This window comes from Bradyrhizobium sp. KZN70725 (assembly GCF_055264925.1).
Map to the genome: position 1 here is coordinate 1 of NZ_JBUYWT010000043.1, position 26,052 is coordinate 26,052.

The window sequence follows — 26,052 nt, forward strand, 5'->3', positions numbered from 1 at the left end:
GTCGCGTCGCTCAATACCAAACGGTCCATCACACCCAAGGCGGCCTCCCCAAAAGCAGCCTTGAATCTGATTTGCGCCTAAAAGGGAATCCTTAGAGTCCACACCACCTAGGGCCTGCTTCCGCGATGGTCCAATCGCGTCATTCCAGGCATGCCACTTCCAGACGAGCTCAGTTAGACAACCTCGGAGGCGGTGGGGAGTTGGTATTCGGCCATCTCTGAAGCGAACGTAATCATTCGATCGCTCGTCAGCGCCAGCTGGCAGGGAATGGCGGAATAGCGAGCCCTGGGCCGCGCGTCACCGGCCTCGATGCGACCGAGCATCTCAGGACCCAGGACGGTCCAAACAGTGCAGATCACGTCCACTGTGGAATCGTTATGAGCGGTGAACCGGCTTATACTGGGAGTATCCGGACTGGACATCCATGAAATCAGTCCAACCGCGAAGGAGGGTCCGATGAAAGCGCTTTTGCTGCTAACGGCGAGCGGTCCTCTGCTCATTCTCACGTCGCACGAGTCCGTACACGATCAGGAGCTTCTCGAGAAGCTCAAGCACAAGGGAATTGGCAAGTTCGTCGCATTTGAGGTTCCCGTGCCACTCGCCAGGGAGCGCTACGGCGGGCATTTCCAAGCCGTTGAGAGCGATCTTCACGAGACTGATGATTTGAGAGTGCTCGACTTCAACGGTCAGCGGGCGTTTCAGCTCTTTCGTTTCGATGAACTCGGAGTACCGATTCTTCAAGAACAGCGGTGATCCCGCCCAAACTGCGGAGCGGGTTCATGAGCAAACGCGCTAGCCGAGGTGGATGGTCTAGTGTGCTCGTTGATGATCGGCGCTACGAAGTTCGAATCGGGACGAGGATTATAGTAGCCTGGGCGGCCGTCATATCCTTAACGGATCCCTCGGACGCTTAAACCACTCTGGAAGCGTTCAACCCAGAAAGCAGTCGAACGGCCAAGCGTTGAAAAAGGGACGGATATTGGGTCGGTAGATCCTACTGATCGATGCAACAGCACCACTGCTTCCTCTCAATTATTGTTCAACGAAGGCCTTCCATCTGTTCAACTGGAGGGGCCTCAGGGCGGTCAGTTCATCGTCCGGCTCGGCAATGCGTTTTGCGGCAGCGATCATTGCTGCCGCTGCACGATTGTAGTTGTCTGCAGTCATTTGAAACGGGAACACGAACTGACCGTCTTTCACTTTGTAGATGCCAAATTCCCTCAGCAGGAGCGTTACACACTTGTCATAGGTCTTGTAATATTCGGCGTATGCGGTCGACAATTCGGCCGCTACGGCAATTGTTTCGGTGTGCTGCGCATCGATCATGCTCATGAATTTGCGAATTGCGTCGTTTCCAACAAGGAGTGAGCGGGCCTCGTCTTCCAGTTTGTCGCGCTCGAATTTTGCGAGAGCGATATAGCGGGACTCAAAGGTGGCGATACGACCCTCGGCGGCCTTCAGATCGCGAAGAATTGCGTCTAGATCACTGCGGCTGGAAGTCGGATCGATTGCTTTCGGGAGTTCCTTTTGCTCGGCGCCGGTTAACAGCCTTCGAGCGGCAGCATTCATCTCGATCGCATCCAGGTTTGCGAGTGCGATCATTTTCAGAATCACGTTCGAGGGATGTCGCTTTAGAGCTTGATCCAGTTGTTCAGGATTGCTCACGTCGCGCACGGCAACATAGGCGTCACTTTTTGAGATAGCTTCCTGATATCTCGACAAATCGCCCACAAAGTACAGCCCGCTGAAGCCAAGAATCGTGAACGCAAACAGCAACAATAGGCCGAGTGCCAGCCGTCTCGGCGTCTTCGCGCTTTGATGTACCGGCGATCCCACTCCTCAGACTCCCGTCCGGGCAACGTTCGTTCATTTCATCGGTCGACTCCGAGGAGGTCAAGGTGACCAATGAAGTGAACCCCAGTCAACATCATCGACTTCACCGGGAAAATACGGTCACCGCAGTGAGCTCGTGACGCAGCGCTCTATTGAGGTATTCGATAGCCGTCTTGTCGCCCTTCATGCTCAGCTCCTTTCGCGGGTGTCGAACCACCTGGTGGTGCGGGCGGCTGGAACTTAATGCCTGATTAGGACGATGGAGAGTTTAGCGCGTCTGTGCTTGCGGTTCGAGCAGTGTGGGGCACCTACCGTTCGCCGTCGGTGGAGTCCCGCCACGGTTCGCTACCTTGCAGGACCTAATGTGAAGCTGAACACCGATAGCAAGAGCGCGCTTGCGCAACTCTCTTCCGTGGGCTGGCTATGACGCCATCGACGGCTCGACTCGAGCTGTGTCACCACCGTCTGCTTGGCGTAGAAAACTGCCTGGAGCGCAAACGGCGTCACTCGCGCACCCAATATCGACCAATCTCCGACGTAGCGCCAGGCGCGGCGGCGGGAGCCAGTTTGGTCCTGATTTGATCGGTAAGCACCCTTATTTGATCAACCGCCCGCTTTCGTAAACAAGTAGTCTCGCTCCGCTAGCATCCCCCACGTTCCCAACGTGGTGGTCCCGTCTGATGTGCTGCTCAGGCCTAATAGCCCCGGCTGGCGCACGTCAGGCGGGTTCTGCTGTTAATGGTCAGGCTCCACAGATGGCGGCCCCGACTGCCGGACGCCGGCGATCGCCCCGTGCCCCTGGCTTGGGTTATGTGCGGGCCTTGCGTCCGCTGAAGTCTTCGGCTTGCCAGCTCTTTCTCGCTTCAATACGGGGCGCGTCGTCGCAGCCTTTGCCGGGCAATTACCTGACCGAGGCGAACTCTCGTAGACTCGGTCATGTGTGTCTCTCTCTCTCTCTCTCTCTCTCTCTATGCGTTGACGCGGCGCACGCAAGATCCTCGCGATGACGCCTGCGGGAGTTCAGGGGCAAGAGCTTGCTTCGGCGCCGGCAAAGCTGAGGGGTATCCGGTGGTGCGCAACGCGGTTGCAGCCTGCCGCGATCGCCCGACCTACGTCGATCAGGTTGTGTCTCCGCGCCAATGCGTCCGGCCGATTGGAGTGCATGGTCCCGTCTCTGATCGACCTCATGGCTTCCGCAGGGTTTTCTTTTTCCACGCTACGCTACGATCGTCGCGAGCGCCTTGTTGCACGAAGGGAGTGGTGGCTCTTCTATCCATCCCCATCTGAGGGCGCGGTCTAATCCGTCCTCGATAGATGGGTGTGGCAGTGACATTCCAGTCCTTTCAGTCGGAGGCGGTTTCGCGCGGCGCACGCATGCTCCGCAGCGCGCTGGGGCCCGCGATCGCGCGCTATCTCGACGACACTGCGGTCATCGAGGTGATGTTGAACCCGGATGGTCGGCTATGGATCGACCGGCTGGCGAGCGGACTGTCGGAAACCGGCGAGCAGCTCTCGGCCGCCGATGGCGAGCGCATCATTCGCCTGGTGGCGCACCATGTCGGCAGCGAGGTCCACGCCGCATCGCCGCGCATTTCTGCAGAATTGCCTGAAACTGGAGAACGGTTTGAAGGTCTGTTGCCGCCTGTCGTGGCTGCGCCCGCCTTCGCAATTCGCAAACCTGCAGTCGCCGTATTTACACTCGATGACTATGCGGCCTCGCGCATCATGACCTCAGACCAGGCCGAAGCACTGCGGCGGGCGGTGGCCGCGCGGAGGAACATCCTGGTCGCGGGCGGCACCTCAACGGGCAAAACGACGCTCACCAATGCGCTTCTTGCGGAAGTCGCCAAGACCAGCGATCGCGTGGTGCTGATCGAGGATACTCGGGAACTGCAGTGCAAGGCGCCGAATTTGGTTGCGCTGCGCACCAAGGACGGGGTGGTCTCGCTCTCGGATCTCGTGCGGTCGTCGCTCCGCTTGCGGCCGGATCGCATTCCGATAGGCGAGGTCCGCGGCGCCGAAGCGCTCGACCTACTCAAGGCCTGGGGCACTGGTCACCCCGGCGGCATTGGCACCATTCACGCCGGTACCGCGCTCGGCGCGCTGCGGCGACTGGAGCAGCTGATCCAGGAAGCTGTCATCACGGTACCGCGCGCCCTGATTGCCGAGACCATCAACATCATTGCCGTGCTTTCCGGCCGCGGCGCCGACCGTCGCCTCGCCGAGCTCGCGCGCGTCGACGGGCTCGGAGCAACCGGCGACTACAGCCTCTCACCAGCAGGAGATCTCATATGAGCTTTCGAATCTCGCTTCCACCGCGTGCGCTCCCGGTGGCTGTAACGGCAACGGTCCTGTTCGCGACTGCGCCAGCCTGGGCAGTCGGCTCCAACATGCCCTGGGAGCAGCCGCTTAATCAGATCCTGCAATCGGTGGAGGGACCGGTCGCGAAGATCATCGCCGTGATCATCATCATCGTCACGGGGCTGACGCTTGCTTTTGGCGATACGTCCGGCGGTTTTCGCAGGATGATCCAGATCGTATTCGGGCTGTCGATCGCCTTTGCGGCATCGAGCTTCTTCCTCTCGTTCTTCTCCTTTGGCGGCGGGCTGGTGGTCTGATGGATCAACTCGTCGCAGGCTTTGTCGCGCCCGTGCATCGCTCGCTGACCGAACCGATCCTGATGGGCGGTGCACCGCGGTCGGTTGCGATCGTGAATGGAACGCTTGCCGTCGCAGTTGGGCTTGGCCTGCGGCTCTGGATTGCCGGCCTTCTCCTCTGGTTCATCGGCCACTTGGCAGCGGTCTGGGCCGCCAAACGCGATCCGGCCTTCGTTGAGGTCGTGCGCCGCCACCTTCGTGTTCCCGGACATCTTTGCGTTTGAGCTCGCTCCATGATGAATCTTTCCGAGTATCGCCGGTCCAGCACCCGTCTTGCCGATTTCCTGCCCTGGGCAGCTCTGGTCGGCGAGAGCGTCATCCTGAACAAGGACGGCTCGTTGCAGCGGACCGCCGGATTCCGCGGGCCGGATCTCGAAAGCGCCGTACCCGCCGAACTCGTGGCTATCGCCGGCCGCCTCAACAACGCCTTGCGCCGCCTGGGCTCGGGCTGGGCCGTCTTCGTCGAGGCGCAGCGCCATGCGGCCGGAGCCTATCCCTCATGCTCCTTTCCGGATGTGGCATCCGCGCTGGTTGATGCCGAGCGCCGGGCACAGTTCGAGGAGGAGGGCGTTCACTACGAATCCGGCTACTTCCTGACGTTCGTGTATCTGCCCCCGCCAGAGGATGCGGCGCGTGCCGAGCGATTTCTGTATGAGGGGCGCGATCCCGCCGAAACAGCTGACGCGCGCGAGGTGCTGCGGGCTTTTGTCGATCGCACCGACCGGGTGCTGCAACTCCTCGAAGGATTTATGCCGGACTGCGCCTGGCTCGATGATGCCGGGACGTTGACCTACCTCCATTCAACCATCTCGACCAATCGGCATCGGGTCCGCGTGCCCGAAATCCCGATGTATCTCGACGCGTTGCTCGCAGACCAGCCGCTGACCGCAGGTCTCGAGCTGACGCTGGGGGAAGCCAGCTTGCGCGTTCTGACCGTGGTTGGATTTCCGACAGCGACCACGCCCGGGATTCTCGACGACCTGAACCGCCTCGCGTTCCCGTATCGCTGGTCGACCCGGGCCATCATGCTCGACAGGCTGGAGGCCACAAGGCTCCTGACCAGAATCCGGCGTCAGTGGTTCGCCAAACGGAAATCGATTGCCGCAATCCTGAACGAGGTGATGACCAACGAGGCGTCATCGCTGCTCGACACCGATGCCCACAACAAGGCAATGGATGCCGACGCCGCGCTTCAGGATCTGGGGTCAGATCAGATCGGCCAGGCCTTTGTCACGGCGTCGGTGACGGTCTGGGACACCGATCCGCGCGCGGCCGACGAGAAACTTCGTTTGGTCGAAAAGATCATCCAGGGCCGCGATTTCACCTGCATGACCGAGACGGTCAATGCGGCCGAAGCGTGGCTCGGCAGCCTGCCTGGACATGTCTACGCCAACGTCCGGCAGCCGCCGGTCTCGACGCTCAACCTCGCGCACATGATTCCGCTATCGGCAGTATGGGCGGGAGAGGCGAGGGATCATCACCTCGATGCGCCACCGCTGCTCCATGGCAAGACCGAAGGCGCGACCCCGTTCCGGTTCTCGCTTCATGTCGGGGACGTCGGCCATACGCTTGTGGTCGGGCCGACCGGCGCCGGCAAGTCGGTGCTGCTGGCACTGATGGCATTGCAATTTCGCCGTTACCGCAATTCCCGGGTGTTCGCGTTTGATTTCGGCGGCTCCATTCGCGCGGCCGCGATCGCAATGGGCGGCGACTGGCACGATCTGGGCGGAGCCCTGTCTCATGATGCGGCCGAGCGTGTCGCCCTGCAGCCGCTGCTCTGGATCGACGACTCATCGGAGAGGGCCTGGGCTACGGAATGGGTAGCGGCCATCCTGGCGCGGGAAAAGGTCGAGATCACACCGGATGTGAAGGACTATCTGTGGTCGGCGCTGACGTCCCTTGCGTCGGCGCCTGTCCAGGAGCGGACGCTGACGGGCCTGTCGGTTCTGCTCCAGTCGACGGCTCTCAAGCGCGCCCTGCAACCCTATTGTCTGGGCGGACCTTATGGCGGCCTGCTCGATGCCGAGTTCGAGCGCCCTGGCGAAGCTTCTGTCCAGGCATTCGAGACCGAAGGATTGATCGGCACCGGTGCCGCGCCAGCTGTGCTGACGTATCTCTTTCACCGGATTGGTGATCGTCTCGACGGCCGGCCCACGCTCATCATTGTCGATGAAGGCTGGCTTGCGCTGGATGATGCGGATTTCGCCGGTCAGCTTCGCGAATGGCTGAAGACGCTGCGGAAGAAGAATGCCTCCGTTGTGTTCGCCACCCAGTCGCTGTCGGACATCGACGGCTCGGCAATCGCGCCCGCCATCATCGAGAGCTGCCCGACGCGCCTGCTGCTGCCAAATGAACGGGCGCTCGAGCCCCAGATCACGGCGATCTATCGCCGCTTCGGGCTCAATGATCGGCAGATCGAGCTCTTGAGCCGCGCCACCCCGAAGCGCGACTACTACTGCCAGTCCCGCCGGGGCAACCGGATGTTCGAGCTCGGCCTTGGCGAGGTCGCGCTCGCCTTCGCCGCTGTCTCCACCAGGTCCGACCAGGCCGCAATCGACCGGGTGCTCGCCGAGCATGGTCGCGAGGATTTTGTGTTGGCCTGGCTGCACCACCGCGGCGTGGGTTGGGCCGCGGATCTCGTTCCCAACCTCAAGAATCTGGAGAAGTCGCAATGAGCCGTTGTCGCCCGTTCCTGGCCGCCAGTATCGTTGCCTTGTCACTGGTGGCCAGCAGGCCAGCGCTGGCACTGATCGTCTTCGATCCCAACAACTACGTTCAGAATGTTCTGACCGCTGCGCGCGAGCTGCAGCAGATCAACAATCAGATCACCTCGTTGCAGAACGAGGCGCAGATGCTGGTCAATCAGACAAGGAACCTGGCGAGCTTGCCATACTCCTCGCTCCAGCAGCTTCAGTCATCGATCCAGCGCACCCAGCAGCTCCTGGCTCAGGCCCAGCGCATCGCCTATGACGTGCAGCAGATCGATCGGGCCTTCGCCACCAGCTATGCGCCGGCAACAGGGAGCCAGGCCAATGCTGCGCTGATCGCCGGTGCGCAAGGACGTTGGCAGAACTCGGTGGCAGCCCTTCAGGACGCCCTTCGCGTGCAAGCCGGCGTCGTCGGTAATCTCGATACCAACCGGATCCAGAGCGCGGCCCTGGTGACCTCAAGCCAGAGTGCGAGCGGCGCCCTTCAGGCAACCCAGGCCGGCAATCAGATCCTTGCGCTTCAGGCACAGCAGCTTGCCGATCTCACTGCAACTATCGCATCGCAGGGCAGGGCCCAGGCTCTGGAGTCCGCCCAACGCGCCGCCGCGCAGGACCAGGGACGTGAGCAGCTCCGGCGCTTCCTGACGCCGGGCCAGGGTTATCAATCCTCCAATGTGCAGATGTTTCACTGATGGGCATCCGTGTCACCAAGTGGCTTCCGGCCGCCATGGCACTGGGAGCAACGCTCGTCGCTGCCGCCTGTGCGATTCAATTGCGCGGAGCCGACAAGGACGCAGCGCAGACGCAGGCGGATGCGCAGATGACAGGAGCCTTCTCTCCTGATCTCGCCCGTTGCCGTACCGTGACGCCAGAGCAAGCGACGGAGTTTGAGCGTTGCCGAAGACTTTGGGCTGAAAACCGCCGGCGGTTCTTCGGTCAAAAGGCCGGGCCGGTGCGTGGCGCGGGTGGGGATCCGGGCGGTTCGTCACAGCAATTGGCGCCCAAGGACCAGGGCCGGATTCCACAAGCCTTTCCCTCCATCGGGATATCGGGAGAGGGCGATCAATGACGGGCACCGGAGTTATCGACCAGTTCCTCGAAACCTTCACCCGCTATATCGACAACGGCTTTGGCCTTGTCGGCGGCGAGGTCGGATATCTTGCGACCACGCTGGCTGCGATCGACATTACGATTGCAGCCCTGTTCTGGAGCTGGGGCGCGGAGGACGATGTCATCGCGCGGCTGGTCAAGAAGACGCTGTTCGTCGGTGTCTTCGCCTATCTGATCGGCAACTGGAACAATCTTGCGCGCATCGTTTTCGAAAGCTTCGCCGGCCTTGGGCTGAAGGTCTCAGGCACGAGCCTTTCCGCAGGCGATTTCGTCCGTCCCGGAAAGATTGCGCAGGTGGGTCTCGATGCGGGCCGGCCGATCCTCGAGTCGATCTCGAATCTGATGGGCTACATCAGCTTCTTCGAGAATTTCGTCCAGATCGTCGTTCTGCTGTTCGCCTGGGCGGTCGTCCTGCTCGCTTTCTTCATTCTGGCAATCCAGCTGTTTGTCACCTTGATCGAGTTCAAGCTGACGACGCTGGCTGGCTTTGTGCTGATCCCGTTCGGCCTATTCGGCAAGACCGCGTTTGCCGCCGAACGGGTTCTCGGCAATATCGTCTCATCAGGCATCAAGGTCCTGGTACTGGCCGTCATTGTCGGCATCGGCTCGACCCTGTTCGCGCAGTTCACCTCCGGCTTCAACGGCGGGCAGCCGACCATCGAAGATGCCATGACGCTGGTGCTGGCGGCGTTGTCGCTCCTGGGTCTTGGCATCTTTGGACCCGGTATTGCCAACGGGCTCGTATCTGGCGGGCCGCAACTCGGAGCCGGCGCTGCGGTTGGGACTGGTCTTGCTGCCGGCGGCATCGCTGCCGCTGGAGCGGGCCTCGCCGCGGGCGGAGCCGGGCTTGCCGGGGGAGCGGTCGCAGGTGCTGTGCGCGGTGGGAGCGCGATCGCAAGCGGCGCAGCTGCGGCCTACCGCAGCGGCGGCGTGGCCGGCGTTGCCGAGGCTGGCCTATCGGCCGCCGCGAGTCCGCTGCGTCGGGTCGCGGGCGCAGCTGGCGGCGGCGCTCAGTCCGGCTCTCAGGCATCGCAGGGCTTGACCGAGCATCCGCCCGCATGGGCACAGCGCATGAAGCGGGCGCAAACCATCAGCCACGGCGTATCCGCCGCGAGCCACGCTGTTCGATCCGGCGATCACGGCGGTGCCGGGAGCTCGGTCGATGTCTCCGAGGGAGGGCGGTGAACGACCGCCGACTTCGGTTCAGCAGGGGGCCGGAATCTGAATTCTGTTTCTTTCGGGGAAAGTGGTGATGTTCAAACGATCTTCCGTTCATTACGGGCGCACACCCGAGCCGGTGACACCGTATCAGAAGGCGGCGCAGGTCTGGGACGAGCGAATCGGGACGGCGCGCGTCCAGGCCAGGAACTGGAGGATGATGGCCTTTGGCTGTCTCATTCTGTCGTGTGGCCTTGGCGGAGGCCTGATCTGGCAGTCGACGCAGGGCACAATTACGCCCTGGATCGTAGAGGTCGATCAACTCGGTCAGGCCCAGAGAGTTGCTCCGGCCAATTCGGAGTACGACCCGACCGATCCGCAGATCGCCTATCATCTGGCACGCTTCATCGAGGACGTTCGTGGCCTGCCATCCGACGCAATCGTCCTGCGGCAGAATTGGCTCCGCGCCTATGACTTCACGACTGATCGCGGCGCCGTGGCACTCAACGAATATGCGCGGAGCAACAATCCCTTCGCGAAGCTCGGCAAGGCGCAGGTCTCAATCGAGGTCTCAAGCGTCATCCGCGCATCACCGGACAGTTTTCGGGTGGCGTGGGTGCAGCGCGCTTACGACAACGGATCGCTAGCCTCGACCGAGCGGTGGACCGCCATTCTGTCGGTGGTCATCCGGACGCCGCACGATGCCGATCGGCTGCGCAAAAACCCGCTCGGTATCTACGTGAATTCGATCAACTGGTCGAAGGAGCTGGGGCAATGAGCTGGAAAATCGTCGATACTCAGGCAACCGGTTTCAGAGCCGCATTGCAAACAAGCGGTCTCGTCTCCGTGATAGTTATTCTCAGCTGCATGCTGGGTGGTTGCTCGACATTCATCCCGCCCGAAATCACCTACGACGCCGATGTGCCGCCTTTACCTGCAGCGCCAGCACCGAACAGTGAGCGGCCTTGGCCGCTCCACGGTCCGCCATCCTGGAAGCCGGCGCTTGGCGGCAAGTCAGGGGCGAAGGAAGAGGCCGAGCCGGTCAGCAGAATCGAGACGGCGAACAGCGCGGCCCGGGTTGAACCCCGCAGGACGGGGTATTTCAATGCGGCGCAGATTTACAGCTTTAGTCCCGGGGCGCTCTACCAGGTCTACGCAGCACCGGGACAGATTACCGACATCGCGCTGGAGGAGGGGGAGCTGCTGACAGGCAGCGGGCCAATCGCCGCAGGCGACACGGTGCGCTGGGTGGTCGGCGACACGGAGAGCGGCAGCGGGGAAACGCGACGTGTTCACGTCCTCGTCAAACCGACGCGCGCCTCGATCGAAACGAACCTCGTCATCAATACCGACCGGCGGACGTATTTGATCGAACTCCGCTCCCGAGAAAAACCCTATATGCCCTCGGTTGCCTGGTACTATCCGGAAGACAGGCAAGGCAAGGCGCGATCGGCACCGCCGACGCCGGTTCTGCCCGACGCGTCGCAACGCCGCTTTCGCTACGCCATCGAAGGTGACAGCCCGCCCTGGCGTCCCCTTGTGGCTTACGACGACGGCCGGAAAGTCTATGTCGAGTTCCCGCGGGGGATCGTTCAGGGCGAGATGCCGCCGCTGTTTGTGCTCGGTGCCGACGGCAACACCGAAATCGTCAACTACCGCGCTTACAATAACGTGTTGATCGTCGATCGGCTGTTCGCGGCTGCTGAATTGCGTTTGGGAGGCGAGCACCAGCAGAAGGTCAGAATTGTCCGGACTGAGGGGAGGCCGTCGTCATGATGACCCAGAATCAGGACGGTGCATCATCCGCCGGGGAACGAACGTCAGATGAACTGGTGAGGGGTTTCCGACTGAGGCCCGAATACCCGCGCGTCACGCGGCTTTCGCGAAAAGTCCTGGCGGCAGCAAGTGCGCTCGGGCTGGCCATCATTGGCGGGGCTACAGTGTGGGCACTGCAGAAGAACAGATCCGTTAGCCCAACATCCGATGAGCCTTATGGCACCGAGCACCACAACGTTGCCGAAGGTCTTGGGACGCTGCCGCGCGATTATTCGGCCGTTCAGCGCCAGGTGCCGCAACTCGGCCCGCCTCTCCCCGGCGATCTCGGCAGGCCAATCCTTTCCGCTCAGGGACAATTGCCAGTAACCGCGGCGGCCGTGCCTGACCAGGAGCAGCAGCGCCGGGAGCAGGAGACCGAGGCGGCGCGCGTCAGCCGTCTGTTTGCGTCAACCAATATCCAGCCAGCCGCAACTTCGGTACAGGCAGACGGCCGCGGCACCGCACCGACGACGACAGCATTCAACAATGACGAGGCAGGCCCGCGAAACGAGCAGGAGCGAAAGCTTACCTTCGTCAATGCTCCAGTCGATCGCCGCACCACGAGCCCGGATCGGGTCACGAGGGCAGCGTCACCCTACGTGGTCCAGGCCGGGACAGTCATTCCCGGCGCCCTCATCACGGGTATTCGCTCGGATCTGCCAGGCCAGATCACGGCACAGGTGACCGAAAATGTCTTTGATACGCCGACCGGGCGCTTCCTGCTGATCCCCCAGGGAGCAAAGCTTGTCGGGATCTATGATAGCCAGGTTACCTTCGGACAGTCGCGCGTCCTGCTTGTGTGGACACGACTCATCATGCCGACTGGTCGGTCCATCGTTCTTGAGCGGCAACCCGGTGCGGATACCGCCGGCTATGCAGGCTTGGAAGATCAGGTCGACAATCATTGGGGCGCGCTGTTCAAGGCCGCCGCACTTTCGACGTTGCTGGCTGTCGGCACGGAGGTGGGGGCCGGCTCCGACACAAACGGCAGTAACAGTGCGATCATCCAGGCATTGCGGCATGGCGCGGCGGACTCGCTAAGCCACGCTGGCCAGCAAGTCGTTCGGCGTAGTCTGAACATTCAGCCGACTTTGACCGCCCGGCCAGGCTTTCCCGTGCGCGTGATCGTAAATCGTGATCTTGTTCTCGAGCCTTATGGAAGGTGATCGCCAAATGGCCAGGCTCAAGATTTCAGCGCTTCCCGATGAAAAGCCGGTAAAGCTTAGTACCGAACTTCCTGCGTCCGTGCATCGAAATCTCACTGCGTACGCCGAAGCACTCGCGCGTCAGTCCGGGCAGCCCGTTGATCCAGTCAAACTGATCGCTCCCATGCTGGCACGGTTTATGGCGACTGACCGCGAATTTGCAAAGCTGCGGCGTTCAGCTCATTCGCCGAGAGGCGAGACTGAAGGATAGCGCTCCCTCAAGAGATTGAGGAAATGTCTCAGAGCTGGATTTCCATTGTCAGGACGCCAATGAGCGCAGAAACCGACCTCCATCTGACCCCGATCGTCGTGCAACTCACGGCTCACGACGTCATTTCCAATAGCCCCAATATCAGAATCCAGCGCAAAGCTTATGCCAAGTCCAATGCTTGTGAGGCCATAAATCAGATGCCGGCTTGCGTGATGCCGCCGAATATTTTCGGTGATCCCCTGCATCAGGAGCTTTGCTTCAACCATGTCCTCCAGACCGCCTGCTTTCACAGGCGCTGCAAGCAAAATGCTCTGATCGAGCAAATCTGTCCAGCAGATCGTTTGGCGCGCCGCCAGAACATGATCGGTCGGCAGCAAGACTGAAATGCGCTCGTGCCAGAGCGCCCGGGCTTCAAGGTCCGTCGAACTGGCTCTTCCGGGCAGAATGATGATATCTGCAGCCCCACTCCTGAGTGCTTTGTTCAACTCTGTCGGCGACCGCTCAATTGCGGCCACCTCGATGCGCTGGAAACGGTGCACAAACTCGCTCAAGATCGAACGCAGATTGCCCCCTGAGACTGAGGTGCATAGGCCAACGGAAAGGGCGCCGGAGCAGCCACGCGCAACATCGCCTGCTGCTTCGACCAGGGCGTCAATTTCCTCCAGGATCGTGTTAACACGACGCAGGAAATTGTGGCCCGCGCGAGTAGGCCGAATTCCTGCCGGTGATCGCTCGAACAAGGGAGTGCCGACAAGGTGCTCCAGTTGGGCCACGGATCTACTCAATGCCGAATGCCGAACACAAAGTAGATCCGCTGCCTTCCGCAGGCTGCCTGAGGAACATGCAAGCACGGCACATCGGAGCTGCTTCAGCTCGATCGTGCGCGCCGAGGAGGGGCGGTTCGATTTGGTTGAGAGCTGCGCATCCATTTCCGGGACCCTGGCAATGAAGCCGATGCGCGAAGCGTATGGTGGCTCGACTGTGAGCACACCCTGTAGGATTCAACAGGCTCCCTAAACCTCTTCAGAGCGCTACGAACGCCAGACGTTTGCTCGATTCGTCAGCGTAGGAACCGGACGCGTTGGCAGCGCGCCCGTTACGTTGAAGGGCAGGGTCACGGGATAGAGCTCGACCACTAGGCTGGAACCCTGGCGCAAAAGTTTCAGGTCGGTGAATACTCCTTTAATCGGATCGTGGATCATGCACGATATTGTCCGCTATTAGACACGCTATTTCAGTCGCTTACGTAAAATTGACAAACGCAGTAGGATAAGATAAATCATGCACGATCCACGATTATTAGGAGCTTTGCCGGCCTTGGGGCGCAAGATTGAGCGGGTCGTGCTGCTGGACCAGGTCTACGAGGTTCTGAAGGAGCGGATTCTCGACCGTGCCTATGAGCCGGACGCGCGGCTGAACATTGATGCTCTGAAGCGAGAGCTCAACGTTAGTTCAACGCCGCTGCGTGAGGCGTTGGCTCGTCTCACCGCCGAAGGACTCGTTTCGTCCACGCCGTTTGTCGGCTTTGCGGTCGCTCCCGTACCATCGCCCGAGTACTTCAAGCAATTGTACGCCTTCCGTCTCGTCATTGAGCCCTGGGCCGCGGGTGAGACTGCGCGGCGCCGCCCCTTGGAGAATTTGCAAGAACTCGCTGATGCCGTGGCGGCGATGGGGGCAGCATCGCTGTCGCGACGCTATCGGCGCTATCGCGATTTCTCTCAGGCCGACGGCGCCTTTCATCAGGCCATTATGGATGGGTCCGGAAATGAGCCTGCGTCCAAGATATTCGCGGACCTGCGGGTACATCTTCACCTGTCAAGGCTCTACATCCACCACGAGCAGGATACCGAGGCCGTCCGCGCGCATCATCTCGCCATTCTCGATGCGATTCGCGCTGGAAATGCTGCGGAAGCGGCCGAGCGAATGCGCGAGCATTTGATGATCTCCGAGCGGGAGCTGCTGGGCTGACGCCCTTATACCCGCGTACCCAATTCGCCCGACGAGAGCAGGTAAATCCTCAAGCCATAAGACGCCTAAATGAGGTGGGTTGACAGGGGCAAGAGAACGAAAGGCAAGCTGCTCACTGCTGGACTGACATGGCGGAGGAACGGAGGGCCCGCACCAGTACGATGATCGCGAGATGGCGAGTTTATTTTGGACCCTGATATCGCTGGTACCGTTCTCGAACATTTCGTGGCTGCGGGTCCGTAGGCTCTTTGATGTGTCGTTTCATAGGGAAGGACGCAAACGTGCTGTCGGGAGACCAGTCTGATCGCAACGCTCCCTACAATCTATCGCGATTGTCAGGTGAGTTGTTATCAGCCGCCGCCGAGACCAGCAGGAACCCCCGCTTCAGGGAGGCGGTTAGGGTATTCGCGCGCCATTACGTTGATACGTTCAGAGGCAATCGTCTTCTCAACAAGATCGCGACGGGAGAAGCGCGCCATCTGCTGTGCGGGCACATGGTTGCTCTTCATTATAGGCGGGACAAGGACGATCCCCAGTGCGGAATTGTCCTCCATCGACTGCAGGAGTTCGCCAGAGCGCATGATCTCTGCAGCAAGAACGGCGTTGCTGCGCTCGTATGCCTTCTGAAACACACGCGATATTTGCAACCCGTTCGTAGCGATGGCGATAGACGCGTGATGAGGCTCGAGCCGTCCGACCTCGCCAGTGACGCATTGCGGAGGTTTATTGTCGCGTTTCTGAAAGCATTGGACATTCTGAATGGCGATGACAGCCTTCAGTCGCGATTCGAACGTGATAAAGGTCTTCCGCAAGCGATCGTCGCTAACGCGATCGAATTGTACTTTGATGATTGTCAGCTTCTCGATGCTGTACCGCAAATGCGTATCTTCAGCGGGCGAGAGGCGGGGTACGAGATTCTGCTCCGGCTCTGGTCGATGTATGATGCGACGCGGTCATTGCCCGATCGAAAGATATCATTTCCTTACGGGACCGTCGCGAAGTTGTTCGGTGTGTCAAGAGCGCACGTGCGCCGCCTGATCGGGAGTGCGGCGCGAGAGGGGTATCTCGAGCTGCGGGCGGAGGGTGGACGCTCCATTGAGATTTGTCCTTCCCTGGTTGATGTCGTTGAGACGTTCCTGTCGCTAAAGTTTTCCCTTTATCAGATTGCAGTCAATCGCGTGAATGCGGAGAAGCGGGGCGATTCTCCGGGCAATTCTGGCGGGTCCCCCTCGGCCATCAGCGGAGGGCAGGCTCGAGCGAGCCCGATGCCGGAAATACCCGAGTTGCTGAAAGCGCCTGGAAGGACGCTCATGAGAGGGACGAAGGATCTCGCGTTCTGTCTCTCCGTTCCCTTTACTGGTCAGGATTCGTTTAGCCGGATCATCGCCGCCTATAAGGATGTGGTGTCGGAAATGGGCGGCACGCTTACGATTGTCGACGCGAACTGGGATCCTGGTAGACAGTGTGACCAGATCGCATCACTTGTCGCATCGAGGCCGGACGCCTTGTTCGTCCTGCCAACCGACCCGGCGACGATCTCGAAGGCGGTTCAAGCAGCCAAGGCAGCAGGTATTCCGACCCTTATGTGCGATAGTTCAGCTCCAGGGACGATCGTACATTCCACCTCCATGCACAACCATTTTGGCATGGGTGCGGCCTCTGCGGACTACATCTGCAAGCGACTCAAGGGGAAAGGAAAAATCGCTGCAATCCACCTCTATTCCAACGAAGCGTGGAGCGCGCGGTCGGATGGAATGAGGTTCGTGCTCTCCGGCTATCCCGAGATTCGGATCATTGCGGAGACAGCATATTCACTGACAGGTTCAGCGACGCCTCAACAGGTGGTCGAGAAAATGCTGAGGGAGCACCCGGACATCGATGCGATCTGGAGCGCGTGGGACGGCGGAGCGATCGGCGCTGCAGGTGCGATCCGGGCACTTGGTCGGAGCAGCATTTTCGCAACGGGTATTGATGGCGGCAACGAAGCCTTCGAATACATCAAAGGTGGCTCTGCATTCTGTTTCACAGTCGCGCAATGTTTTCACGAGCAAGTCTATTGGAACGTCTACTACGCGCACGAAGTGCTCGCTGGCCGGCGCTCGCCACGCATGATCATCAATCCCGCATACGCTATCGGTGAGAGAGACTTGTCACGAAATGTTCCGGACAACTATGACCATCGTGGCGTGGCCGATCGTCTTGGATGGCGACGCATCCCCTAGGAATCGCGCGGAGTGGTTCGGCCGGTCGGCCAATTTGCACCTGAATTGATCGGAAAGAGCACCAATTTGATCAATGCGTCGTGCCGACATCCGGATATTCTGGCCTCTTGAGGTTGGTCCGGATCGGAAGAAATCAGGGCTCCCTCATCCCCCAAAGCATGGCGAAAACTCACACACCCCGCCTGACGCGCTCCGTCAGGCGGGTTTTTCTTTCTGCTGTGTCACATCCACGTCGATTGCTTCTGCTGCCCGTGAGCGGTTTCTCTGCGCGGTGCAGGATGCGTTCCTCCTGGAGACCGGTGAGCTTCATTGTTGCCATTTGGAAGCGCATCTGCCTGCCGGTTTGACGTTTGATGCATCCGAAAATGATCAATTCGCACCCGGAAATGATCAGCGGTGCAAATCGCGATTGCTGTTACAGCTGGTTCTACGCAGGGGCACGCTCGCGCCACATCAGGCCGCCGGCGCAGCGAAAATTGACTTCGACGTTTGCTTTTGAAGATGCGAGGCGGGAAACGAGATGGGGCTGAACAATCGGGGCGGAGTCGCATTGCGAAGTCCTCAAGGAGGCCGGCGGCTCGTTGCTTGCGATCGGAGACGCTCCATCGCGAGATCTCCCGATGGTGCGCCTGCTCCGCGTCGAGCCGTAGGGGAGGGCGCGGATGCGTGAGTGTTCGATCGCCGCCAATCGCGACGGCCCGCAAGATCGCGCGGCGGACAGTGTTTTCCTTCTCGTCGTAATCAATAATTTTGACAAGCTTGCCGCGGCCTATGATCAATCGCTGGCATCGGTGGTCAGCGACGTCTTGCACAGGCGTGCTCTGTCCTTCTGCGGCGAAAGTGCCGGGATTGTACGCCTTGCAGCCGGTCGATTTGTGATCGTGATGAGGTGGGCGTCGCGTTTTGCAAACGTCGCGAGCCTCGCAGACGGCGCGACCGCTGCGATTGGTGGCGAGCCAATTCGTTTTGCCGGTGCGGCCGTGCTTGCCGCCGTTTCAATCCGCGTCCTGCCGCCCAATCTGGGTCGCCCTGATGTGTTCGGGAAAGCTGCGTCCTCCGGTAGAATTGTGGAACCGGTGCGAGAAGATGCCGCCTGGAGCTTGCAGTATCGGACCGACATGGCGGCGGCGGTTGCGACTGTCGATGCGCTTCGTGAGGGATGTTTGTCGCTGGCCTGGCAGCCCATTTGTCATGCGAGCCAGCCGGAACGTGTTCTCTACCGGGAGCGGCTGCTGCGGGTCAGCATCCACGATGGTCCCGCCCAGTCGGCCGGCGCGTCCATCCTGGCTATGGAACGGCTAGGTCTGATCCGTCGAATGGATCACTGGGTCGTCAACCGCGTCATCAGCGAGCTGCGCTCTACGCCGGAGATCTGTGTAGGCTGCAATATCTCCGCGCGAAGCGCTGTTCTCGACCATGGCTGGGTGTCTGTGATCGCCAGGCTTCGGCAGAATCCGGATGTTGCATCGCGCCTGATCGTGGAAGTCACCGAGACGGCGCGGTTGCCACCCAGGATGATAGTTCGCGAGTTTGTCGACGCACTGCGTTCGGTCGGATGCCGGATCGCCGTCGACGATTTCGGTGCTGGTAACGGCTGCCGCAAGGCGCTGACCTCGTTGAGGCCGGATTTTGTGAAGATTGACGCCACCTTCTTACATCGCGCGCGCAACGATCGGATCGGGCGATCGCGCCTGTTGCAGTTGGTTCGCTTCGCGGCGCGTCTCGGCGGCATCGTCGTTGTCGAAGGGGTGGAGACGTTGCCTGACGCGCATCTTGCTCAGGAGGTCGGAGCCACATGGCTCCAGGGCTATCTGTTCGGTGAGCCGTCTCGCGAGCTGCCGCGATCGGCTTGTCCCGACGATGACAAGGGTTGCGCGGCGCCGGCGTCGGCAGATCAGGACGTGGTGGTCGGGATGGAGGACCGGTGTACGTCGGCGCTGGGAAGCTCGATCGGGCTCAGAAGCATCTGGGGCAGGACAGTTGGCTCCAGCGTCATGAGCCTCATGCAGGCGCTTCTCTCCGGGTACCTCGTCAGTGGTCTAATGCAGCCGGTTCTTGATTTGCCGCGCACGCTGCTGGCCCGCGGCGTTGGCTGCTGGTTCGCTTAGCGGGGGAGGAGGACGCATGCGAGAATCGACGCGCTCCTCGGCTTCGGCTCTCAGCGCACTCTGCCAGGGAATGCATTTGGCTAACGATCAGGCGCAGCTCCTTCGCCGAACCCTTGGACGTATCGCCTCTCCAAAGACTCTCGATCTGGCGGAGACGCGACCGATCCTGCCGTTGCTGCTGGGAGGGACGACGCTCGTCTTCTCCAGCAGCATGATGGTGATGTTTGATGCCCCGACCGCAGTTGCGGCGACCGCATGCGGATTATCGGTGCTCGGGTCGGTTGCGTATGAACTCCGGTTCAGCTCCACCCGGCGCGCGCGCAGGCCATCTTCCCGCGCCATGGATCTGCGGGCGCATCCAGTTCCCAATGACCAGGCCTTGCCCGCGCTCCTGGAAGCGGTGGCGCGGTTTGCGCCTCGACTGCACCGGCTGAAGCGCCTGGTTCATGGGCGGTTCTCCGAGGTAGGCGAGGCCGGACGCTGGCAGTCGGACGTCATGTTGACGGCCTATGTGATGGGGCTCGTCGACCGGCGCGACGATCGTGGCCGTTCGTCCGAGGCGCCACACTACCTGCTTGCGCATTTGATCGGCGCTAGCCGTGCCGAGGCGGCCATTGCGCGCCTTTGCAGCGGCGCTGCGCCCTGGACGAACGGTCTGTTCGAAGTGATCGAGGCGATCGGGCACATGGATCGCCTCAGGCTTCGGGCCGAGCAACTGTCGACCCGCATCGGAGCGACTGGGCCGCACCGAAGGCCTGTGGATGCAGTCCGTGAACTGTGATGAACAAGAGCCGCCGGCGCATCGATCGCTGGCCAGTGAGGCGTAACAGATGGAGAGGGTGACCACTCGTCATCACCCCGCTTCGATCCTCTTTCTTACCAAAGGGGCAGATCATGTCTGAACTCAATCGTTGCTCTCCGGTTTCATCGTCGGCTCCGCCGACCGCCAAGCGCGTCATCGCTCGGCCGTCGCGCGGCTTTGTCGAGAGCTGGCTCGGCTGCGGTCACACCAGCCGGTCGTTGCGCAAGCGCCTGATTGCGGTTTTGCGTTGCGCGCATCGTGTGCTCGGCATCAACCGGAAGGCACTCGGACTCGGGTCGTTCGGGCTGGGGCGCGTCACTGCGACGGGTATGGTGTTTGCGACGGTGCTTTCATCCGTCACCGGCGTGCAGCCGGCTCTTGCCGGTGTTACCGGCAGCAACGGCGGCGGTGTACAAGGACTGGATGGCGTTGCGGGAGGCGTGTGGAATAATGGTCGCGTTGGATCTTCATTCAACGGTGTTGCGTTTGAGGGAGCGACCGATTGCGGGATGCTCAGTGGTTCTGGTGGAACATCGTTTACCCCACTCAGCTCCTCCCAGATCTATGGAAGCGGACCCAATCATACGGGTGGAATCTATGGTCTTGGCGCGCAGGGAGCTCCAATTAGCTTTGGGGCTACATCCAACGCTGGCGCAACGACGCCTGGCATAAATAACTGGACCTGGGCGCAGACCATTGGAAATTTCTTTGTAACCTGGGCAGGTGCAGATGGTGCAAGCAACCCCACCACGGGCATCGCGAACACTTATAACGTCGCCTATGGCATGAACTCATTTGCAACCGGATGCGGGTCGCAAGCTCTCGGTATTGGCAGCACGGCGATGGGCTGGGGGGCGGTGGCCACCGGGTCGGGGGCTGCGGCTTTTGGCATCAATGCCTACGCAACAAAGGCAGGTACGCTTGCAATCGGCACACAAGCGGCGGCCTCGGCGGTCGATTCCACTGCGATCGGGACTCTTGCGAATGCTGCGGGCGTAAGCGGCATTGCGATTGGTGCCGGTGCAACGGCGGTCACCGACGAATCCGTTGCCATTGGCAGGAACGCCAGCGCCGATGGAGGGAAAGCGGTTTCGATCGGCTCCGGGAACAAGGCCTTCGGGAATGGTGCGACTGCGATCGGCGACCCGAACAACGCCAGTGGCACGGGTGCGCTTGCCCTAGGCGCCAACAACATTGCCAACAGCGATGGCACGGCAACGGCAACGACCGCCAACCAGGCCAACGGCGCGGTCGCCCTAGGCAACAGCAACGTGGCGGTTGGCCCAGGTGCAGTCGCCATCGGCAACACCTCGCAGGCCAACAACGCTGGTTCCGTTGCCGTCGGTGATGCGGCGCAAGTCAGTGCGGGCGCCACCCGAGGCGTGGCCCTGGGCTCCGGCTCGACCGTCACGCATGCCAACAGCGTCGCGCTGGGAGCCGGGTCGGCCACGACCGTCGGTGCACAGGTTGGCTATATAGCCTATGGAGTCGCTGCGCCCCAGACGTCAGCCGGCGAGGTGAACACCGGCAACCGAAAGCTCACCGGGGTCGCTGCGGGAAGTGCCGCGACCGATGCCGTGAATGTCGGTCAGTTGAACCAGATCGCACAGAACACGGCCACGTCGCTTGGCGGCGGCGCTGCTTACAATGCTGCTACGGGCGCCTATACCCCGCCGGGCTACTCCATTGCCAGCATCAGCGCGACAGGTGCGAACACGGGACCAGCGACGCAGACCAGCGTGGGCGTGGCGTTGGGGGCACTGAACACCAATGTGGGCAATGTTGCCGGGATCGCGGTGAAATACGATGCCGCTGGTGGTAACACCGTCACGCTCGGTGGGACGGGTGGCCTTGGAGCTCCGGCAGGCGGTGTCAAGATCACGAACTTGACGCCCGGCACCCTGTCGGCGACGTCGACCGATGCAATCAACGGTTTGCAGCTGTTCACGACGAACCAGAACGTCGCCACCAACACGGCGAATATCGCAACGCTGGGACAGAAGGGGTTGCAGTGGGACTCCACACTGGGGGCCTTCAGCGCTGTCCATGGCAGCACGACGCCGCAGAAGATCACCAATGTGGCGGCTGGCTCGCTGTCGACGACCTCCACTGATGCAGTCAACGGCACGCAGCTCAACGCGACCAATGAGAACCTTGCCAATCTAGGAACGCAGATCAACAACGGGTCCGTCGGTCTGGTGCAGCAGCCTGGCGGGGCGGGCAACAATCTGACGGTTGGCGCGGACACGAACGGCGGGGCGGTCGACTTCAAGGGCACGGCGGGGAATCGCAGGCTTATCGATGTCGCGGCCGGTACCCTGTCGGCGACGTCGACCGACGCAGTCAACGGCTCGCAACTCTTCGCGACGAATTCGTCGACGGCGGCCGCGCTCGGCGGCGGAGCGGCCATCGACGGGGCCGGCGGCCTGACGGCGCCGAGCTATGTGCTGTCGACCGGGACGGTGACCAATGTCGGCGCGGCGCTGAGCAACGTCGACGCGATCGGAACGAAGTATTTCCGGGCCAACTCCAGCGGTGCCAGCAGCAATTCGACGGGTCTCGATGCGGTCGCCATCGGTCCGGCAAGCATTGCGGCAGGCAATTCCTCGATCGCTGTCGGAAACGGAGCTCAAGGGCTGTCCGGCGACTCGATCGCCATTGGCAGAGGCAGCACCGCCGGAGGTGGTCAGTCCATCTCGATTGGCGCCGGTAACAGCGCTTTCGGCAACGGTGCGCTCTCCCTTGGCGACCCGAACTACGCCAGCGGCACCGGCGCGCTTGCCCTGGGCGCCAACAACGTCGCCAACAACGATGGCACCAATTCGGCGACGGCGGCCAATCTGGCGCAAGGTGCCGTCGCTCTCGGAAATCAGAATGTGGCGGTTGGTCAGGGCTCCGTTGCGATTGGCAACACGTCAAAGGCCAACAATGCCGGATCTGTTGCCATCGGTGACTCTGCCGCGGTCAGCAATGCGGCTAGCCAAGGTGTGGCCTTGGGTTCCGGCGCGGCCGTCACGCATGCCAGAAGCGTCGCGTTGGGAGCGGGGTCGGCGACGACGGTGGGGGCAGAGGCGGGATATGTCGCATACGGAATTGCTGCGCCCCAGACGTCGACCGGCGAGGTGAATATCGGGAACCGCAAGCTCACAGGGCTCGCTGCGGGAAGTACCGCGACCGATGCCGTCAATGTCAGCCAGTTGAACCAGATCGCGCAGAACACGGCGACATCGCTTGGCGGCGGCGCAGCCTATAATACTGCGACGGGCGCCTATACCGCGCCCAGCTACTCCATTGCCAGTATCAGCGCGACAGGTGCGAGCACGGGATCAACGACGCAGACCAACGTCGGTGGGGCGCTCACAGCGCTGGGCACCAATGTGGGCAACGTAGCCGGGATCGCCGTGAAATACGATTCCGCTGGTGGCAGCATCATCACGCTCGGTGCGACAGGCGGCACCGGTGCCCCGGCAAGCGGTGTTAGGATCACCAACCTGACGGCGGGGGCGTTGTCGACTGCCTCAACGGACGCGGTCAACGGCGCGCAGCTCTTCACCGTCAATCAGAACCTCACCAGCCTGAGCAATCAGATCAACAGCGGGTCCGTCGGTCTGGTGCAGCAGCCTGGTGGGACAGGCAGCAATCTGACGGTTGGTGCGGGCACGGCCGGCGAGGCGGTCGACTTCAAGGGCACGGCGGTCAATCGCAAGCTCATCAATGTCGCGGCCGGCACCCTGTCGGCGACGTCGACTGACGCGGTCATCGGCTCGCAGCTCTTTGCGACCAATCAGAACGTCGCCACCAACGCGGCTAGCATTGCGACGCAGGGGCGGAATGCGCTGCAGTGGGATCCTGCGTTGGGGGCCTTCAGCGCGGTCCATGGCAACACCACGCCACAGAAGATCACGAATGTAGCCGCTGGTACTCTCTCCGTGTCCGCAACCGATGCAGTCAACGGATCACAGCTCTTCACGACCAATCAGAACGTCATCAACTTGAGCAATCAGATCAACAGCGGGGCCGTCGGTCTGGTCCAGCAGCCAGGTGGGCCGGGTAACAATCTAACGGTCGGGGCGGGCACGGACGGCGGGGCTGTTGACTTCAAAGGCACGGCGGGAAACCGCAAGCTGATCGATGTCGCGGTTGGCACCCTGTCAGCGACCTCGACCGACGCGGTCAATGGCTCGCAGCTCTTCGCGACCAATCAGAGCATTGCGGCTGTTGGCCAGAATGCACTGCAGTGGGATCCGACGCTGGGGGCCTTCAGCGCGGTCCACGGTAGTGCTGTGCCCCGCAAGATCACCAATCTGGCAGCAGGAGCGCTTTCGGCCACGTCGGCGGACGCGGTGAATGGCTCGCAGCTTTTCACAACCAACCAGACGGTTACCACGCTCGGGTCGAGTGCCGTTAGCGCGCTCGGCGGGACGACTTCCTACAATCCAGTCACCGGCCAATTGACCGGCGGTTTCGCCTATAGCGGATCATCGTTTGGCTCCGTCCAATCAGTTTTCGATGCCATCAACATCTCCATCAATGGTGGTGCAGGTATCAAATATGTTCACGTGGCCTCGACGAAAGCAGACAGTCAGGCAACCGGGACCGACTCAATCGGAATCGGGCCGGCGAGCGTTGCCTCCGGTGGGGCGTCGATTGCGATCGGCAATGGCGCCCAGGGACAGTCGACCAACGCGATCGCCATTGGCACTTCCGCAACTGCAGGGGGTGGCGCTGCGGTTTCGATCGGGGCGGGCAATTCTGCCTTCGGAAACGGAGCTGTCGCTTTGGGTGACCCGAACTTTGCGAGCGGCACCGGCGCATTTGTGGCGGGTGCCAATAGTATCGCCAACAGTGATGGCTCGAATTCAGCGACGGCTGCCAATCAGGCAAACGGCGCCGTGGCCATTGGCAACGCCAATAGGGCGATCGGCCAGGGTTCAGTTGCCCTGGGCAACACGTCAGCCGCCAACAATGCTGGATCGGTCGCCATCGGCGATAGCGCCAATGTTGGCGCCGCAGCAAGTAAGGGCGTGGCACTTGGCTCCGCTTCAAGTGTGACCGGCGCGAACTCGGTGGCGATCGGCGCCGGATCCACCGATGGCGGTCAGGCAAATGTTGTGTCGCTCGGTGCCGCGGGGGCGGAACGCAAGATCATCAATGTCGCGGATGGCACGTTGTCAGCCAATTCGACAGAGGTGGTGAACGGTCGGCAGCTCTTTCAGACCAATCGGAGCGTTGCGAGCCTCGCGACCCAGATCAACAACGGCTCGGTGGGCCTTGTGCGACAGGCAGCACCAGGTGCGGACCTGACGGTCGGAGCCGTGACTGACGGCGGAGCCGTCAATTTCCAGGGCTCGGCCGGTGATCGCAAGCTCACCCATGTTGCAGCAGGAGCGGTCTCGGCAGCTTCCACCGATGCCGTCAACGGTGCGCAGCTCAATGCGACCAATCAGGCAGTGGCGGCGGTGAACAAGCTGTCCGTGAAATATGTCGCGGACAGCAACGGCAATCCAACCAACACCGTCACCCTGGTTGGCGCCGGCAATGGCCAGGCGGTCAAGATCACCAACGTGGCGAATGGCGTCGCGCCGACCGATGCCGTCAACGTGCGACAGCTGCAAGCGCTGGGGGCGAGTCAGATCAGTTACGATACCAATCCAGACGGGACACAAAATCACACCAGCCTGACGTTCAATCGTGGCGGAGGTGCTGCCGTCCTGCACAATGTCGGGCCCGCTGTTTTGGGTACTGATGCGGTCAATCTGAATCAGCTGGCCGCGACCGCGGCGGCAGACCGCAGCTACACCGACACCCAGGTTGGTGGCCTGCGCAATGATATGTCGCGCGGATTTGCGATGCTCGACAATCGTATCAGCGGGGTCCAAAAGGAAGAACGGCAAGGCATTGCTGCGGCAATGGCCATGACGTCTTCCCCCATGCCCTCGGCAGCAGGCAAAACGACCTGGGCCGCGAACACGGCCCTCTTCAAGAGAGAGGTTGGGCTCGGAGCGAGCTTTGCACATCGCTTCGCCACCGCCATTCCGATCGCGTTCACGGGAGGCGTGTCCTGGGCCGGTAACGATAATCTCGGCGCGCGGGTCGGTTTGATGGGCGAGTTCTAGTTCGAAGGCCGAGCGGGGCGGACCGCCCCGCTCGGGCAGAATTCATCAAGTTTGCTTTCACGAAGGTCGCCTGTTCATGTGCTGGCACATTAAGCGAGATCCCTTGTTGGCGAAGTCTTGCCACCTGTTGTCAAGGCTG

General features: G+C 61.4%; 20 protein-coding genes. 17 read left to right on the forward strand and 3 right to left on the reverse strand.

What is annotated here, in order from left to right; all coding sequences use genetic code 11:
- The first annotated feature begins 456 nt into the window (after positions 1 to 456).
- Complete coding sequence (locus tag ACZBJS_RS30655; RefSeq protein WP_069275481.1) at positions 457 to 753, forward strand: cytosolic protein; 297 nt, start codon at positions 457 to 459, stop codon at positions 751 to 753.
- Positions 754 to 1,032: 279 nt separating this feature from the next.
- Here ACZBJS_RS30655 and ACZBJS_RS30660 read toward each other — a convergent pair whose 3' ends face one another.
- Positions 1,033 to 1,836, reverse strand: a complete 804-nt coding sequence (locus ACZBJS_RS30660; RefSeq protein WP_463439658.1) for a hypothetical protein — start codon at positions 1,834 to 1,836, stop codon at positions 1,033 to 1,035.
- A gap of 1,371 nt (positions 1,837 to 3,207) precedes the next feature.
- On the opposite strand from ACZBJS_RS30660, the gene trbB reads away from it, so the two are divergent.
- From trbB to ACZBJS_RS30715, 11 genes are all read left to right on the forward strand, one after another.
- Positions 3,208 to 4,128, forward strand: a complete 921-nt coding sequence (gene trbB, locus ACZBJS_RS30665) for a P-type conjugative transfer ATPase TrbB (RefSeq protein WP_210263076.1) — start codon at positions 3,208 to 3,210, stop codon at positions 4,126 to 4,128.
- On the forward strand, positions 4,125 to 4,451 hold the full coding sequence (locus ACZBJS_RS30670) for a TrbC/VirB2 family type IV secretion system protein (protein WP_463439659.1): 327 nt from the start codon (positions 4,125 to 4,127) through the stop codon (positions 4,449 to 4,451). The genes trbB and ACZBJS_RS30670 overlap by 4 nt, the downstream gene beginning before the upstream one ends.
- Positions 4,451 to 4,714: a VirB3 family type IV secretion system protein gene (locus tag ACZBJS_RS30675; protein WP_168859221.1), complete on the forward strand. Its 264-nt coding sequence runs from the start codon at positions 4,451 to 4,453 to the stop codon at positions 4,712 to 4,714. The genes ACZBJS_RS30670 and ACZBJS_RS30675 overlap by 1 nt, the downstream gene beginning before the upstream one ends.
- 9 nt (positions 4,715 to 4,723) lie before the next feature.
- Positions 4,724 to 7,165, forward strand: a complete 2,442-nt coding sequence (gene trbE / locus ACZBJS_RS30680) for a conjugal transfer protein TrbE (protein WP_463439660.1) — start codon at positions 4,724 to 4,726, stop codon at positions 7,163 to 7,165.
- Positions 7,162 to 7,890, forward strand: a complete 729-nt coding sequence (trbJ, locus tag ACZBJS_RS30685) for a P-type conjugative transfer protein TrbJ (RefSeq protein WP_463439661.1) — start codon at positions 7,162 to 7,164, stop codon at positions 7,888 to 7,890. The genes trbE and trbJ overlap by 4 nt, the downstream gene beginning before the upstream one ends.
- A complete protein-coding gene (gene trbK-alt / locus ACZBJS_RS30690; RefSeq protein ID WP_463439662.1) occupies positions 7,890 to 8,267 on the forward strand; it encodes a putative entry exclusion protein TrbK-alt in 378 nt (125 codons plus the stop codon). Before trbJ ends, trbK-alt begins: the two co-directional genes overlap by 1 nt.
- Positions 8,264 to 9,493, forward strand: coding sequence for a P-type conjugative transfer protein TrbL (gene trbL / locus ACZBJS_RS30695; protein WP_141341213.1), 1,230 nt, complete (start codon positions 8,264 to 8,266; stop codon positions 9,491 to 9,493). The genes trbK-alt and trbL overlap by 4 nt, the downstream gene beginning before the upstream one ends.
- A 67-nt stretch (positions 9,494 to 9,560) precedes the next feature.
- Entirely contained in the window at positions 9,561 to 10,244 is a 684-nt protein-coding gene (trbF, locus tag ACZBJS_RS30700) for a conjugal transfer protein TrbF (RefSeq protein ID WP_316396868.1), read from the forward strand.
- Between the two features lie 89 nt (positions 10,245 to 10,333).
- Positions 10,334 to 11,242 carry a P-type conjugative transfer protein TrbG gene (trbG, locus tag ACZBJS_RS30705; protein WP_463439683.1) on the forward strand — a complete coding sequence of 303 codons (909 nt, stop codon included), beginning with the start codon at positions 10,334 to 10,336 and terminating at the stop codon, positions 11,240 to 11,242.
- Positions 11,242 to 12,447, forward strand: coding sequence for a TraB/TrbI/VirB10 family type IV secretion system protein (locus ACZBJS_RS30710; RefSeq protein ID WP_463439684.1), 1,206 nt, complete (start codon positions 11,242 to 11,244; stop codon positions 12,445 to 12,447). The genes trbG and ACZBJS_RS30710 overlap by 1 nt, the downstream gene beginning before the upstream one ends.
- A gap of 7 nt (positions 12,448 to 12,454) precedes the next feature.
- On the forward strand, positions 12,455 to 12,697 hold the full coding sequence (locus ACZBJS_RS30715) for a DUF2274 domain-containing protein (RefSeq protein ID WP_081334616.1): 243 nt from the start codon (positions 12,455 to 12,457) through the stop codon (positions 12,695 to 12,697).
- Here ACZBJS_RS30715 and ACZBJS_RS30720 read toward each other — a convergent pair.
- Positions 12,667 to 13,626, reverse strand: a complete 960-nt coding sequence (locus ACZBJS_RS30720; RefSeq protein WP_316396870.1) for a LysR family transcriptional regulator — start codon at positions 13,624 to 13,626, stop codon at positions 12,667 to 12,669. The genes ACZBJS_RS30715 and ACZBJS_RS30720 overlap by 31 nt on opposite strands.
- 352 nt (positions 13,627 to 13,978) lie before the next feature.
- On the opposite strand from ACZBJS_RS30720, the gene ACZBJS_RS30725 reads away from it, so the two are divergent.
- Complete coding sequence (locus ACZBJS_RS30725) at positions 13,979 to 14,665, forward strand: GntR family transcriptional regulator (protein WP_463439663.1); 687 nt, start codon at positions 13,979 to 13,981, stop codon at positions 14,663 to 14,665.
- Positions 14,666 to 15,015: 350 nt separating this feature from the next.
- Here ACZBJS_RS30725 and ACZBJS_RS30730 read toward each other — a convergent pair whose 3' ends face one another.
- On the reverse strand, positions 15,016 to 15,543 hold the full coding sequence (locus ACZBJS_RS30730) for a hypothetical protein (protein ID WP_463439664.1): 528 nt from the start codon (positions 15,541 to 15,543) through the stop codon (positions 15,016 to 15,018).
- Positions 15,544 to 15,690: 147 nt separating this feature from the next.
- Here ACZBJS_RS30730 and ACZBJS_RS30735 point away from each other — a divergent pair, with 147 nt between their 5' ends.
- The 4 genes from ACZBJS_RS30735 to ACZBJS_RS30750 all read left to right on the forward strand — a co-directional run bounded on the left by ACZBJS_RS30735 (position 15,691) and on the right by ACZBJS_RS30750 (position 25,913).
- The gene (locus tag ACZBJS_RS30735) at positions 15,691 to 16,887 is read left to right on the forward strand and encodes a sugar ABC transporter substrate-binding protein (RefSeq protein ID WP_463439665.1); all 1,197 of its coding nucleotides are present in this window, start codon (positions 15,691 to 15,693) and stop codon (positions 16,885 to 16,887) included.
- A 662-nt stretch (positions 16,888 to 17,549) separates the two neighbouring features.
- Positions 17,550 to 18,995, forward strand: coding sequence for an EAL domain-containing protein (locus tag ACZBJS_RS30740; protein WP_463439666.1), 1,446 nt, complete (start codon positions 17,550 to 17,552; stop codon positions 18,993 to 18,995).
- Positions 18,996 to 19,011: 16 nt separating this feature from the next.
- Positions 19,012 to 19,776 (forward strand): hypothetical protein, encoded by a 765-nt coding sequence (locus tag ACZBJS_RS30745; protein WP_316396876.1) that lies wholly within the window; start codon positions 19,012 to 19,014, stop codon positions 19,774 to 19,776.
- Between the two features lie 113 nt (positions 19,777 to 19,889).
- Positions 19,890 to 25,913, forward strand: coding sequence for a hypothetical protein (locus ACZBJS_RS30750; protein ID WP_463439667.1), 6,024 nt, complete (start codon positions 19,890 to 19,892; stop codon positions 25,911 to 25,913).
- The last annotated feature ends 139 nt before the right edge of the window (positions 25,914 to 26,052 follow it).

Coding starts and splice junctions, on each gene's coding strand:
- ACZBJS_RS30655 (WP_069275481.1), top strand. CDS start 457: ATGAAAGCGCTTTTGCTGCTAACGGCGAGCGGTCCTCTGCTCATTCTC.
- trbB (WP_210263076.1), top strand. CDS start 3,208: ATGCTCCGCAGCGCGCTGGGGCCCGCGATCGCGCGCTATCTCGACGAC.
- ACZBJS_RS30670 (WP_463439659.1), top strand. CDS start 4,125: ATGAGCTTTCGAATCTCGCTTCCACCGCGTGCGCTCCCGGTGGCTGTA.
- ACZBJS_RS30675 (WP_168859221.1), top strand. CDS start 4,451: ATGGATCAACTCGTCGCAGGCTTTGTCGCGCCCGTGCATCGCTCGCTG.
- trbE (WP_463439660.1), top strand. CDS start 4,724: ATGATGAATCTTTCCGAGTATCGCCGGTCCAGCACCCGTCTTGCCGAT.
- trbJ (WP_463439661.1), top strand. CDS start 7,162: ATGAGCCGTTGTCGCCCGTTCCTGGCCGCCAGTATCGTTGCCTTGTCA.
- trbK-alt (WP_463439662.1), top strand. CDS start 7,890: ATGGGCATCCGTGTCACCAAGTGGCTTCCGGCCGCCATGGCACTGGGA.
- trbL (WP_141341213.1), top strand. CDS start 8,264: ATGACGGGCACCGGAGTTATCGACCAGTTCCTCGAAACCTTCACCCGC.
- trbF (WP_316396868.1), top strand. CDS start 9,561: ATGTTCAAACGATCTTCCGTTCATTACGGGCGCACACCCGAGCCGGTG.
- trbG (WP_463439683.1), top strand. CDS start 10,334: ATGCTGGGTGGTTGCTCGACATTCATCCCGCCCGAAATCACCTACGAC.
- ACZBJS_RS30710 (WP_463439684.1), top strand. CDS start 11,242: ATGACCCAGAATCAGGACGGTGCATCATCCGCCGGGGAACGAACGTCA.
- ACZBJS_RS30715 (WP_081334616.1), top strand. CDS start 12,455: ATGGCCAGGCTCAAGATTTCAGCGCTTCCCGATGAAAAGCCGGTAAAG.
- ACZBJS_RS30720 (WP_316396870.1), bottom strand. CDS start 13,626: ATGGATGCGCAGCTCTCAACCAAATCGAACCGCCCCTCCTCGGCGCGC.
- ACZBJS_RS30725 (WP_463439663.1), top strand. CDS start 13,979: ATGCACGATCCACGATTATTAGGAGCTTTGCCGGCCTTGGGGCGCAAG.
- ACZBJS_RS30740 (WP_463439666.1), top strand. CDS start 17,550: ATGCGTGAGTGTTCGATCGCCGCCAATCGCGACGGCCCGCAAGATCGC.
- ACZBJS_RS30745 (WP_316396876.1), top strand. CDS start 19,012: ATGCGAGAATCGACGCGCTCCTCGGCTTCGGCTCTCAGCGCACTCTGC.
- ACZBJS_RS30750 (WP_463439667.1), top strand. CDS start 19,890: ATGTCTGAACTCAATCGTTGCTCTCCGGTTTCATCGTCGGCTCCGCCG.